This is a genomic window from Marinobacter sp. C1S70, assembly GCF_000475355.1.
Classification (GTDB): Bacteria; Pseudomonadota; Gammaproteobacteria; order Pseudomonadales; family Oleiphilaceae; genus Marinobacter; species Marinobacter nauticus.
Window position 1 is genome coordinate 20,932 of the sequence record NZ_AXBW01000019.1, and the last position, 12,478, is coordinate 33,409.

General features: G+C 58.1%; 11 protein-coding genes. 8 read left to right on the forward strand and 3 right to left on the reverse strand.

All coding sequences use genetic code 11. The features are described 5' to 3' along the window. Window positions 1–21: 21 nt before the first annotated feature. Genes Q669_RS06600 through arsC form a run of 3 tightly spaced genes read right to left on the reverse strand, consistent with a single transcriptional unit; the run spans window position 22 to window position 1,398 of the window. Window positions 22–381: a DUF2069 domain-containing protein gene (locus Q669_RS06600; protein WP_022991686.1), complete on the reverse strand. Its 360-nt coding sequence runs from the start codon at window positions 379–381 to the stop codon at window positions 22–24. A 42-nt stretch (window positions 382–423) separates the two neighbouring features. Continuing rightward, a complete protein-coding gene (wrbA, locus tag Q669_RS06605; RefSeq protein WP_014421924.1) occupies window positions 424–1,029 on the reverse strand; it encodes an NAD(P)H:quinone oxidoreductase in 606 nt (201 codons plus the stop codon). A gap of 15 nt (window positions 1,030–1,044) precedes the next feature. Then, window positions 1,045–1,398 (reverse strand): arsenate reductase (glutaredoxin), encoded by a 354-nt coding sequence (gene arsC, locus Q669_RS06610; RefSeq protein WP_014421923.1) that lies wholly within the window; start codon window positions 1,396–1,398, stop codon window positions 1,045–1,047. 67 nt (window positions 1,399–1,465) lie between these two features. Here arsC and Q669_RS06615 point away from each other — a divergent pair, with 67 nt between their 5' ends. The 8 genes from Q669_RS06615 (at window position 1,466) to Q669_RS06650 (ending at window position 12,463) form a co-directional block, all read left to right on the forward strand. Further along, the gene (locus Q669_RS06615; protein ID WP_014421922.1) at window positions 1,466–1,942 is read left to right on the forward strand and encodes a TlpA family protein disulfide reductase; all 477 of its coding nucleotides are present in this window, start codon (window positions 1,466–1,468) and stop codon (window positions 1,940–1,942) included. Between the two features lie 2 nt (window positions 1,943–1,944). Further along, window positions 1,945–5,427: a DNA polymerase III subunit alpha gene (gene dnaE, locus Q669_RS06620; protein WP_036149067.1), complete on the forward strand. Its 3,483-nt coding sequence runs from the start codon at window positions 1,945–1,947 to the stop codon at window positions 5,425–5,427. Window positions 5,428–5,529: 102 nt separating this feature from the next. Further along, complete coding sequence (accA, locus tag Q669_RS06625) at window positions 5,530–6,483, forward strand: acetyl-CoA carboxylase carboxyl transferase subunit alpha (RefSeq protein ID WP_011784433.1); 954 nt, start codon at window positions 5,530–5,532, stop codon at window positions 6,481–6,483. Beyond that, window positions 6,467–7,804: a tRNA lysidine(34) synthetase TilS gene (gene tilS, locus Q669_RS06630; RefSeq protein WP_022991689.1), complete on the forward strand. Its 1,338-nt coding sequence runs from the start codon at window positions 6,467–6,469 to the stop codon at window positions 7,802–7,804. The genes accA and tilS overlap by 17 nt, the downstream gene beginning before the upstream one ends. A gap of 88 nt (window positions 7,805–7,892) precedes the next feature. Beyond that, entirely contained in the window at window positions 7,893–9,521 is a 1,629-nt protein-coding gene (locus Q669_RS06635; protein ID WP_022991690.1) for a CTP synthase, read from the forward strand. Window positions 9,522–9,523: 2 nt separating this feature from the next. Beyond that, entirely contained in the window at window positions 9,524–10,369 is an 846-nt protein-coding gene (gene kdsA, locus Q669_RS06640; RefSeq protein WP_022991691.1) for a 3-deoxy-8-phosphooctulonate synthase, read from the forward strand. Window positions 10,370–10,695: 326 nt separating this feature from the next. After that, window positions 10,696–11,991 (forward strand): phosphopyruvate hydratase, encoded by a 1,296-nt coding sequence (gene eno, locus Q669_RS06645; protein ID WP_022991692.1) that lies wholly within the window; start codon window positions 10,696–10,698, stop codon window positions 11,989–11,991. 199 nt (window positions 11,992–12,190) lie between these two features. Then, complete coding sequence (locus Q669_RS06650) at window positions 12,191–12,463, forward strand: septum formation initiator family protein (protein ID WP_011784438.1); 273 nt, start codon at window positions 12,191–12,193, stop codon at window positions 12,461–12,463. Window positions 12,464–12,478: the final 15 nt, after the last annotated feature.

Consider the following 12,478-nt stretch of genomic DNA (forward strand, 5'->3'; position numbering starts at 1 on the left):
TGCCTCCGGGAGCCAGCAACATCAGTTTGCAACCGGTCGATTGATCTTGAGATGCACCATGGCAACGGTAAACAACAGGAACGTCAGGATAGTCAGTGTCACAGGACCGGCGGCGCCCTCCGACAGCCAGGCTGAAACCACGGCCTGAGTGAAGTAGAAAATCACCACAAACGCCAGCCAGATATAACCCCGATTGTGACCCCGGAAAACCGGTACCGCGAACGCTAGCAGCGGCAGGAGTTTGACGGTCAGCATCAGGGGTATGGAAACACCCTCCACCGGTGCGGGCCAGAACGTAGTGACCAGCAGGGTGGCGAGCACGGCGAGGTAAAGGGCGATGGTCAGGCGTGCGGTATTTCTGGCTTTGTCGTTGTGGAGCATGGAGCAGTCCGCATTAAGGGTTGTTTGAAAGTTTGGTCCAGTTTAGTTGGCCAGTTTCAGGGCCAGTCTGGCGAGGCGTTCACCGAAGGCCTGGCACAGGGTTTTCTCATGGTCACTCAGGGCCTGCTGTTCACCGGTGCCGGCCCAGTGGGAGGGGCCATACGGTGTGCCTCCGGTGGCGGTCTCGTTGAGCGCGCTTTCGGAATAGGGCAGGCCACACAGTACCATGCCGTGATGCAGTAACGGCATCATCATGGTCAGCAGGGTGGTTTCCTGGCCCCCGTGCAGGCTTCCGGTGGAGGTAAAGGCGCCTGCCGGTTTGCCGGCCAGTTTGCCGTTGAGCCAGAGGTCGCCGGTGCCGTCCAGAAAGTGCTTGAGTGGCGCTGCCATGTTCCCGAAGCGGGTCGGGCTACCCATGGCCAGTCCGGCGCACTCCGCCAGGTCGGCTTTGGTGGCATAGGGGGCTCCCGCATCCGGAACCGGGGGCAGGCTGGCGGCGGTATCCGGGGAAACCGGCGGAACCGTCCGGATTCTGGCTTCTATTCCTGCCACTCTGGCAACGCCGCGGCCGATCTGTGTGGCCATCTCGGCGGTCTGTCCGTTGCGGCTGTAGAAGAGCACCAGCACATAGGGAGTTGTTTCTGTCATGGGTAGCCCCGGTAGTCAGAGAATGTCCAGTACGTTTTCTGGAGGCCGGCCGACGGCAGCCTTGCCATTGGCCAGTACAATCGGGCGCTCAATCAGCTTCGGTGTGTTTGCCATGGCACGTATCAGGGCTTCTCGGCTGAGATCCGGGTTGTCCAGCCCTTGTTCCCGGTATTCGGCTTCCTTGGTTCGCATGAGTTCCCTGGGTTCGCAACCAAGCAGATCCAGAATGTGTAGAAGTTCCTGCTCTGTCGGTGGCGTCTCAAGGTAGCGTATAATCACCGGTTCGATGCCCTTTTGCTGCAACAGTTCCAGGGTCTGGCGTGATTTTGAGCACCTGGGGTTATGGAAAATACGGGTAGCTTCTGTCATGGTCGTGGCCGTTTAACCTATTGATTGCAGACTTTTCCGGGGCGTTAGTCTAACAGGAGGATAACCCTTGCAGTACCCTCAGTCCGGGCTCTTTTGTAGTGGCGCACGTTGGCTGGCATGGCCGGTACTCATGCTGATGCTGTTGTTGGTCTCAGGTTGTGAAAAGATCGAGCTGGAACGGGCCGACGGCACCCTGGCCAACTGGAACAAGTACCGCGGCCAATGGGTACTGGTGAATTACTGGGCGGAGTGGTGCAAACCCTGCCTTGAGGAAATCCCCGAGCTGAACGAGTTGGACAAGGCTCCGGATATTGCGGTGCTTGGGGTTAATTTTGATGGCGTTACGGGTGTGCCGCTGGTTGAACTCGGCGAACGTATGGGGATTGAATTTACCATGCTGGCCTCTGATCCGGGGCCCGGGTTCGGTTGGCAGGTGCCGATGGCGCTGCCTGCCACCTTCGTCGTGGATCCTGAAGGCACCCTGATTGAGGCCCGGTTCGGGCCCCAGACCGAAGAAGACATCCGAGCACTGATTGGCGAATGACCATGGCAAACACTTTTGTACACCTGCGCGTTCACTCCGAATACTCCATGGTGGATGGCCTGGTTCGGGTCAAACCGTTGATCGGCCGGGTCGCGGAACTGGGTATGCCGGCGGTTGGCCTGACCGAACAGTCCAATATGTGCTCTCTGGTACGTTTCTACAAGGCCGCCATGGGCGCGGGCGTCAAGCCCATTATCGGCGCTGATATCTGGCTGGAGAATCCGGATGAGCCCGAAAACCCGTTCCGGCTGACCTTGCTGGCCCGAGACAACGATGGCTACCTGAACCTGACGGAGATCATTTCCCAGGGCTATACCGAAGGCCAGCGCTACGGCAAGCCGATTGTCCAGAAAACCTGGCTGGAATCCCGTGCCAAGGGCCTGATTGTGCTGTCCGGCGCCAAGATGGGGGACGTTGGCAAGGCCTTGCTGGCCGGGAAGCCGGAACTGGCCAGGGAGCGTGCAGACTACTGGCGAAACCTCTATCCCGACAGTTATTACCTGGAGCTGCAGCGCACAGGGCGGGCCGGTGACGAGGATTGTCTGCACATGAGTGTGGAGTTGGCGGCTGAACTCGGTTTGCCGGTGGTGGCGACCAATGACGTTCACTTCCTTGAGGCGGATGATTTTGAAGCCCACGAAGCCCGGGTCTGCATCGGAGAAAGCCGGACTCTGGACGATCCCAGGCGGGATCGTCGGTTCAGCGACCAGCAATATCTTCGCAGCGCCGAGGAAATGATCGAGCTGTTCTCGGACATTCCGGAAGCCGTGGAAAACACCGTGGAAATCGCCAGGCGCTGTTCGGTGAAGGTCCGGATGGGCGAATACTTTCTGCCTAATTACCCCATTCCGGACGGTATGACCATGGACGAATATTTTCGCCATGTGTCGGAAGAAGGACTGGAAGCCCGGCTGGCGAAGACCCTGAGCAAGGACGATCCGGAGTATGATCAAAAGCGTGAAGAGTATTACAAGCGCCTGAAGTTTGAGCTGGATATCATTATCCAGATGGGGTTCCCCGGCTACTTCCTGATCGTAATGGACTTCATCAAGTGGGCCAAGAACAACGGCGTTCCGGTAGGGCCGGGCCGGGGTTCCGGTGCAGGCTCGCTGGTGGCGTATGCGCTGCTGATCACGGACCTGGATCCATTGGAATACGACCTGCTGTTCGAGCGGTTCCTTAACCCGGAGCGGGTCTCCATGCCTGACTTCGACGTCGACTTCTGCATGGAAGGCCGGGACCGCGTCATCGACTACACCGCCCAGAAATACGGCCGGGAAGCGGTATCCCAGATTATTACCTTCGGTACCATGGCCGCCAAGGCGGTGGTCCGTGATGTGGCCCGGGTGCAGGGAAAATCCTACGGTCTGGCAGACAAACTCTCCAAACTGATCCCCTTTGAAGTGGGCATGACCCTGAACAAGGCGATCGAGCAGGAGCCGCAGCTCAAGGAATTTCTGGAGCAGGACGAAGAAGCCCAGGAAATCTGGGAGATGGCTCTGAAGCTGGAAGGTGTGTGCCGTAACGCCGGCAAGCACGCCGGGGGCGTGGTGATCGCACCCACCAAGATCACCGATTTTTCGCCGCTTTACTGTGATGACGAAGGCGGCAGTCTGGTGACCCAGTTCGACAAGGGCGATGTGGAAGACGCCGGCCTGGTGAAATTTGACTTTCTGGGGCTGCGAACCCTGACCATCATCAAATGGGCACTGAACATGATCAACCCGCGCCGGCAGCAGCGTGGGGAAGGCGAGCTCGACATCAGCGCGATTCCGCTGGACGACAAGCCCTCTTTTGACATGCTCAAGAAGGCAGAGACCACGGCGGTATTCCAGTTGGAATCCCGGGGTATGAAAGACCTTATCCGCCGCCTGCAACCGGACTCCCTGGAAGACATGATCGCCCTGGTCGCCCTGTTTCGGCCCGGTCCGCTGCAGTCCGGCATGGTGGACGACTTTATCGACCGGAAGCACGGTCGGCAGCCGTTGTCTTATCCGCATCCCGATTACCAGTATCAGGGCCTGAAGCCGGTTCTGGAGCCCACCTACGGGGTTATCCTTTACCAGGAGCAGGTCATGCAGATCGCTCAGGTGATGGCGGGCTATACCCTTGGCGGCGCCGACATGCTGCGCCGGGCCATGGGTAAGAAAAAGCCTGAAGAAATGGCCAAGCAGAAAGCCATCTTCCTGGACGGTTGTGAAAACAACGGCATCGACAAGACCCTGGCGGAAAACATCTTTGACCTGGTGGAGAAATTCGCCGGTTACGGCTTCAACAAATCCCACTCTGCCGCATACGCACTGGTGTCGTATCAGACCCTGTGGCTGAAAGCACACTATCCGGCCGAATTCATGGCTGCGGTTCTCACCGCCGATATGCAGAACACCGACAAGGTGGTGACGCTGGTGGAAGAGTGCCGCAACATGAAGCTGGACTTGCTGGTGCCGGACGTCAGCCGGTCCGCTTATACCTTTACCGTTAACGATCAGGGCCAGATTGTGTACGGCCTGGGCGCAATCAAGGGCCTGGGTGAAGGTCCCATCGAGAGCATTGTGGAAGCGGCCAAAGCAGGCCCCTTCCAGGATATCTTTGATTTCTGCCGCCGGGTGGATCTGAAAAAGGTCAACAAGCGGGCCATGGAAGCCCTGATTCGCTCTGGCGCCATGGATAAACTGGGTGCCGATCGCGCCAAGCTGATGGCCAGTATCGACAAGGCCATCCAGCAGGCAGACCAGCAGTCCCGCAACGATGCCGCCGGCATGGTGGACATGTTCGGAGAAATGCTTGAGGGCGGTGGCGACGATGAAGACACCTATGCGGACGTTGCCCACGTTCGGGAGTGGCCGGAGAAAGAGCGCCTGAAAGGCGAAAAGGACACTCTGGGCCTGTACCTTACCGGCCACCCCTTTGATGAATACGAACGGGAAGTGCGTCGGTTTGTCCGTTGCTCCATCGCCGATCTGAAGCCCAACAAATCGCCGCAGCGGGTAGCCGGGCTGGTGGTGGCCCAGCGCACCATGAAGACCAAGACCGGCTCTACCATGTGTTTCATTACTCTGGATGATCGCAGCGCCCGGATCGAGGCTACCCTGTTTTCCGAGGCCTTCTTCGAGAACCGGGAGTTACTGCAGTCGGATCAGGTAATTGTGGTGGAAGGACAGGTCAGCCATGATGATTACTCCGGCCAGATGAAAATGCGGGTCAGCAGCGTGATGGATGTGGCGACCGCCCGTCAGCAGTTCAGCCGGGGTATCAAACTGGCGTTGCGTTCAGAGCAGTTGCAGAATGGACTTCTGGACAAGCTGGACGATACCCTCAGGCCGTTTCGCAGTGAAGGCAGTCCGGTCTGGATTGAGTACCGCAGTGCCGAGGCCAGCACCCGTATTGAGCTGGGTGAAAGCTGGCGGGTACAGCCAGACGACACACTGTTGTTCGAGCTCAAGCACCTGGTGGGCGACCAGTCTGTGGAACTGGTCTATGATTAAGACCAATGTCCGCTTTAGCCTTGCCGGCAGCGCTGCTATCTTTGTCCCAAATTCTGGTTTTGGCGGGTTTCGGCCCGCCTGGCAATAAAATGATGGAACATCATGAACCCTAACTACCTGGATTTCGAACAGCCGATCGCCGACCTGGAAGCCAAGATTGAAGAGCTTCGCATGGTGGGTAACGACACCGATATCAATATCACCGACGAAATCAGCCGCCTGAAAAAGAAGAGCATCAGTCTGACCGAGTCGATCTTCTCCGACCTTAAGTCCTGGGACATTGCCCGTCTGGCCCGGCACCCGCGCCGGCCCTATACCCAGGATTATATTGACCTGATCTTCGAGGATTTTGACGAACTGCATGGTGACCGACGCTACGCCGATGATCTGTCGATCATTGGTGGCACCGCTCGCCTCGATAACACGCCGGTCATGATTATCGGCCACCAGAAGGGTCGTGAAGTGCGGGACAAGGTCAAGCGCAACTTCGGGATGCCTCGTCCGGAAGGTTATCGCAAGGCTCTGCGCCTGATGGAAATGGCTGAACGTTTCAAAATGCCGATTCTGACCTTTATCGATACCCCGGGCGCTTATCCCGGTATCGGTGCCGAAGAGCGCGGACAGAGTGAAGCCATCGCATTCAACCTCGCGGTGATGTCGAGACTGAAAACTCCGATTATCTCTACCGTGATCGGCGAGGGTGGTTCCGGTGGCGCACTGGCGATCGGTGTCTGCGACCAGCTCAACATGTTGCAGTACTCCACCTACGCCGTTATTTCTCCGGAAGGCTGCGCCTCCATCCTCTGGAAGAGCGCCGAGTACGCTGCTCAGGCGGCTGAGGCCATGGGCGTTACCGCCGATCGTCTGAAAGAGCTGGGTGTGGCGGATCACGTGATCGATGAGCCGCTGGGCGGCGCTCACCGTAATCCGGAAAAAATGGCGGAAACCCTGAAGACGTCGCTGGCCCAGGGCGTGGCTGAGCTGAGCCGATTGCCGCTGGATGAACTGGTTTCCCGCCGGTACGAGCGTCTTACCCGCTATGACGGCGGGCGGTAACACCGCTCGCCGGGATACCTGGCCCGAAGACCTGATCGGGCCGGTTCAGAAACTTCCCGCCTGTGATGAACTCTGGGTCGCCCTGAGCGGCGGCCTGGACTCATCCCTGCTTTTGCATGTCGTTGCGGCCGCCTATCCGCGCGTCAGAGCGTTGCATATCAATCATCAGTTACAGTCCAATCACGATCAGACGGAGCGCGCCTGTATCGATCTCTGTGCTGGACTGGGCGTCGAACTTCAGGTGCGTCGAGTGAATGTAGCTACGGGCGCGGGGAGCCTCGAAGAGTCAGCAAGAGCGGCGCGCTACGAGGTCTTCAGGGAGGTTCTGGGAGACAACGACCTTCTCCTGATGGCGCACCATGCAGACGACCAGGCAGAAACGGTTCTGTTCCGGCTACTGCGAGGCACTGGCGTAAACGGTCTGGCCGGAATGCCTGCTGCCCGGTCGCTCGGGCTGGGGCATCTCTACCGGCCCTGGCTTGACGTATCCCGCAGTCGATTGGAGCAGGTGGCGCGTGAGCAGGGGGTAAGCTGGGTAGAAGATCCCAGCAACCAGAGTGAAGTACACGACCGCAATTATCTGCGGCACTCGGTAATGCCGGGCCTTAAACAGCGTTGGCCGGGTTTGTTGAAGCGCGTTGCTCACAGTGCCCGGGCCTGCGCCGAGAGTGAAACCCTGAGTCAGAGGCTGGCGGAGTTGCAATGGCAGAGTTGCGGCGACGATAAAGGTCGAATCCGCCTGGCCCCGTTCTCGGTACTTGGGCAGATCGAGCGCCGGAACCTGGTGCGCTGGTGGATTCATGACCGGGGATTGCCGGTTCCGGCGCTGTCGGGCTGGGACACAATGCTCGATCAGTTGATTCATGCCGGGCCGGATCGATCTCCGGAAATTCCTGGAAACGGATTCTGTATCCGCCGTTATCGGGATCATCTGTACCTGGTGGCCGAGGTCCAGATTCCGGAAGCCCCCAGATCCTTGTTGCCTGGTCAGTTATTGAAGTGGGGGTGGTGGACCCTGCGGCTTGTGCCTGCTTCGCAGAGCGCTACACCGGAATCTTCCTGCCCGGAAATAAGGGTATCTACGAGGCAGGGCGGGGAGCGAATCCGGTTCGGGACCAATTTACCCTCCCGGTCGTTGAAAACCTGGTTGCAGGAGCAGGGCGTGCCACCATGGGAGAGAACGGCGCTGCCGCTGGTTTCCGAGGTGTCCGAGGCCGGGGAAGCGTGGATTGCCATTGGCGATTTGTGGTGTTCTGAACGATACTCCGGAGGCGCCCATGCCGCCGGCTGGCGGCTGATTGTGGAGCGGGATTGTGATTGAGTAGAGAGGGGCTTTCTGGTAGTCTGGCGTCCCATCTTGAGATGAATAATCTCCCTCCTTCACCGAACCAGATAATCACGGAATCTGCATGACGCGTTATATTTTCGTCACCGGCGGTGTCGTGTCCTCATTGGGGAAAGGTATTGCGTCTGCCTCACTGGCAGCCATCCTTGAGGCACGCGGCCTGAAGGTCACCATTCTCAAGCTGGACCCGTACATCAACGTGGACCCCGGCACCATGAGCCCGTTCCAGCACGGTGAGGTTTTCGTCACCGAAGATGGCGCGGAAACCGACCTCGACCTTGGCCACTACGAGCGTTTCATTCGCACTCCAATGACCAAACGCAATAACTTCACCACCGGCCGGGTGTACGAAGAAGTTATTCGCAAAGAGCGTCGTGGCGACTATCTGGGTGGTACCGTTCAGGTCATCCCGCACATCACTGACGAAATCAAACGCCGTGTGGTGGAAGGCGCAGCGGGTGCCGACGTGGCATTGATTGAAGTTGGTGGCACGGTGGGTGACATTGAGTCGTTGCCCTTCCTGGAAGCCTGTCGTCAGCTGAAGGTGGAAGTAGGCTCCCAGCGTGCACTGTTCATGCACCTGACGCTGGTTCCTTACATTGCTACCGCCGGCGAGATCAAAACCAAGCCGACTCAGCATTCCGTGAAAGAAATGCGCTCCATCGGCCTGCAGCCGGATATCCTGCTGTGCCGCTCTGAGCACGAAGTGGACGCAAGCTCCCGTCGCAAGATTGCCCTGTTCACCAACGTGGAAGAGCGCGCGGTCATTCCGATGCAGGATGCAAGGTCCATCTACGCCATTCCGCGCATGCTGCACGAATACGGGCTGGACCAGTTGGTTATCGAACGCTTCGGCCTGGATGCCCGTGAAGCAGACCTGAGCGAATGGGACGCGGTTGTGGATTCACTGATGAATCCGCAGGACGAAGTTACCATCGCCATGGTCGGCAAGTACATGGAGCTGCTGGACGCCTACAAGTCCCTGATCGAATCCCTGCTGCACGCCGGTATCAAGACCCGCACCAAGGTCAATATCAACTACATCGATTCCGAAGACATCGAGCGCGACGGCACCTCCGTGCTGGAATCCGCCGATGCCATTCTGGTGCCCGGTGGCTTTGGTGAGCGTGGCGTGGAAGGCAAGATCCGCACTGTTCAATACGCCCGTGAAAACAAGGTGCCGTATCTGGGCATCTGCCTGGGTATGCAGGTGGCGGTTATCGAATACGCCCGCAACGTGGCCGGCCTGAAAGACGCCCACAGCACGGAATTCCGTGAACACACACCGGAGCCGGTTGTCGGCCTGATCACCGAATGGCTCGATGCCACCGGTGAAAAAGAAGAGCGCACCGAGGAATCCGACCTGGGCGGCACTATGCGTCTGGGGGCCCAGGATTGTGTGCTGACCGAAGGCTCCACCATCGTTGGCTGTTACGGCAAGAAGACCATCCGTGAGCGCCATCGTCACCGTTACGAAGTCAACAACCACTTCCTGCCCAGGCTGGAAGAAGCAGGCCTGCAAATCTCCGGCCGCTCTGCCGATGGCAAGCTAGTTGAAGTGGTGGAAGCGCCCAATCATCCCTGGTTTGTTGCCTGCCAGTTCCACCCGGAATTTACCTCAACACCTCGCGACGGCCATCCGCTGTTCAAGGGCTTTGTTGAAGCCGCGCTGGCGAACAAGAAAGGATCCTGATTATGGCGCGCAGCAACCTGAACGTCTCGGGCATTGAGATCGCTAACGATAAGCCGTTTGTGCTGTTCGGCGGCATGAACGTGCTTGAGTCCAGGGAACTGGCGTTTGAAGTGGCGGAAAAGTATGTGGATGTATGCACCCGTCTGGGCATTCCATACGTATTCAAGGCGTCCTTCGACAAAGCCAACCGCTCATCCGTCAATTCCTTCCGCGGCCCCGGCCTCGACAAGGGGTTGCAGATCCTGGCTGATATCAAGAGCAAGTATGGCGTACCGATCATCTCGGACGTGCACGAGCCCGGCCAGGCTGCCCCGGCGGCGGAAGTCTGCGACATCATCCAGTTGCCCGCCTTCCTGAGCCGGCAGACTGACCTGGTGGTGGCCATGGCCAAAACCGGTGCGGTCATCAACATCAAGAAAGCCCAGTTCCTGGCACCCCAGGAAATGAAGCACATCATCACCAAGTGCGAAGAAGCCGGCAACGACCAGATCATCCTCTGCGAACGCGGCACCAGCTTCGGCTACAACAACCTGGTGGTGGACATGCTCGGCTTTGGCATCATGAAACAGATGAATGTGCCGGTGTTCTTCGACGTCACCCACGCCCTGCAGATGCCGGGCGGTCGGGCCGACTCCGCCGGCGGGCGTCGCGCTCAGGTCACCGACCTGGCCCTGGCGGGAATGTCTCAGGGCCTGGCTGGCCTGTTCCTTGAGGCTCACCCAGACCCGGATAACGCCAAATGCGATGGCCCCTGCGCATTGCGCCTGAGCCAGCTGGAACCGTTCCTTGAGCGAGTGAAAGCTATCGACGATCTGGTAAAAAGTTTCAAACCTATCGACACCGCCTGATTGGCGGTGTTGGTATTTTGACAGGTCGCATGCCTCATTGTTTTTGGAATGACGGCATACCGTGAACCTTGAGAGCGAGCGACTGGAAGGGCCTGGCGAAAATTTCGGAGGCCAGGGATGGCCGGAGAGAAGCGCACATGGGTGAGGCAAGCGTGTATGAAGCGGAGCTTCATGCGCAGCCGAACGACAGCAATCTGTGATTGCTGGCCGGACCCACTGGTGGGTGCTTGTAGCGGTTTTCGCCAGGCCCTTCCAGTTGATCGCTCCGGCACCATCATTCAAAGCTTGTATAGTGATTAAAAGATAAAATCTGGAGAATCAACCGAATGACCAAGATTGCCAACATCAAAGCCCGTGAGGTTCTGGATTCACGTGGTAACCCCACCGTGGAAGCAGACGTCATCCTGGAAGACGGCACACTGGGCCGCGCTTGCGCACCGTCCGGCGCCTCTACCGGTTCCCGCGAAGCTCTGGAACTGCGCGATGGTGACGCCTCCCGTTACCTCGGTAAAGGTGTTCGCAAAGCCGTTGAAGCCATCAACGGTCGAATTCGTGACGCCCTGCTGGGTAAAGATGCCGCCGACCAGCGCAGTCTGGACCAGGTCATGATCGACCTGGACGGCACCGAAAACAAAGCCAACCTGGGCGCCAACGCCATCCTGGCCGTATCCCTGGCTGCTGCCAAAGCCGCAGCTATCTCCCTGGGCAAGCCTCTGTATGAGCACATCGCCGATGTAAACGGCACCTCCGGCAAATTCTCCATGCCGGTGCCGATGATGAACATCCTCAACGGTGGTGAGCACGCCGACAACAACGTCGACATCCAGGAATTCATGGTCCAGCCGGTCTCCGTGAACAGCTTCGGTGAAGCCCTGCGCGTTGGTGCCGAAATCTTCCATAGCCTCAAGAAAGTGCTGAAGGCCCAGGGCCTGAACACAGCCGTAGGCGACGAAGGTGGCTTTGCCCCCAACCTGCCGTCCAACGAAGCAGCCCTGGCGGCGATCAAGGAAGCCGTCGAGAAAGCCGGTTATGAACTGGGCAAAGACGTCACTCTGGCGCTGGACTGTGCCTCTTCCGAGTTTTACAAAGATGGCCAGTACCAGCTGTCTGGTGAAGGCAAGAGCTTCGATTCCGAAGGCTTTGCCGATTACCTGTCCGGCCTGTGCGACCGTTACCCGATTGTGTCCATCGAAGATGGTATGGACGAGAGCGACTGGGACGGCTGGAAAGTGCTGACCGACAAACTGGGCAGCAAGGTTCAACTGGTCGGGGATGACCTTTTTGTCACCAATACCAAGATTCTGAAGCAGGGTATCGAGAAGGGCATTGGTAATTCCATTCTGATCAAGTTCAATCAGATCGGTAGCCTGACCGAGACTCTGGATGCCATCAAGATGGCTCAGGATGCTGGCTACACGGCGGTCATTTCTCACCGCTCCGGTGAAACCGAAGATACCACCATTGCGGATCTGGCCGTAGCTACCTGTGCTGGCCAGATCAAAACTGGTTCTCTGTGTCGTTCCGACCGGGTTGCCAAGTACAACCAGCTGCTGCGTATTGAAGAGGCGCTGGAAGGCAAGGCACCATACCGTGGCCTGAGCGAAATCAAAGGTCAGGGTTGAGGATTAGCGACGTTTTCTGACCTGCCGGTCCATTCCGGCAGGTAACAAAATGTTAAGGCCATCGCGTTCTGAATGAAAATTCAGACACGATGGCCTTTTTGTACAGTGACTTACAGAAAATTGTTGCTAATCTACTATAAGGTCTATACTTGACCCTCGACTCGTTTATTTTGTTGTTCATTTTCTGTACGGATTCGGCATGAAATCGCTTTGGGCCATTCTGGTAGTGCTGATACTCCTGCTGCAGGTTCGCCTGTGGATCGGGGAGGGCAGTTTTGCGCAGGTGTGGGCCCTGGAGCAGTCGATTGCCGAGCAGCGGGAAGAGAATGCCGAGTTGGCGGCCCGGAATGACCGGCTTTATGCGGAGGTGCGGAATCTTCGCAATGAGCAGGGCGCCGTTGAGGAGCGGGCCCGGATGAATCTTGGCCTGATTCGTGAGGATGAGACGTTCTTTCTCGTTGTTGAAAACTGATTTCAGACCCGGGTG

Bases quoted from the DNA above. Each gene is read 5' to 3' on its own strand.
- Q669_RS06600 (WP_022991686.1), bottom strand. From the start codon at position 381: ATGCTCCACAACGACAAAGCCAGAAATACCGCACGCCTGACCATCGCC.
- wrbA (WP_014421924.1), bottom strand. From the start codon at position 1,029: ATGACAGAAACAACTCCCTATGTGCTGGTGCTCTTCTACAGCCGCAAC.
- arsC (WP_014421923.1), bottom strand. From the start codon at position 1,398: ATGACAGAAGCTACCCGTATTTTCCATAACCCCAGGTGCTCAAAATCA.
- dnaE (WP_036149067.1), top strand. From the start codon at position 1,945: ATGGCAAACACTTTTGTACACCTGCGCGTTCACTCCGAATACTCCATG.
- accA (WP_011784433.1), top strand. From the start codon at position 5,530: ATGAACCCTAACTACCTGGATTTCGAACAGCCGATCGCCGACCTGGAA.
- tilS (WP_022991689.1), top strand. From the start codon at position 6,467: ATGACGGCGGGCGGTAACACCGCTCGCCGGGATACCTGGCCCGAAGAC.
- Q669_RS06635 (WP_022991690.1), top strand. From the start codon at position 7,893: ATGACGCGTTATATTTTCGTCACCGGCGGTGTCGTGTCCTCATTGGGG.
- kdsA (WP_022991691.1), top strand. From the start codon at position 9,524: ATGGCGCGCAGCAACCTGAACGTCTCGGGCATTGAGATCGCTAACGAT.
- eno (WP_022991692.1), top strand. From the start codon at position 10,696: ATGACCAAGATTGCCAACATCAAAGCCCGTGAGGTTCTGGATTCACGT.
- Q669_RS06650 (WP_011784438.1), top strand. From the start codon at position 12,191: ATGAAATCGCTTTGGGCCATTCTGGTAGTGCTGATACTCCTGCTGCAG.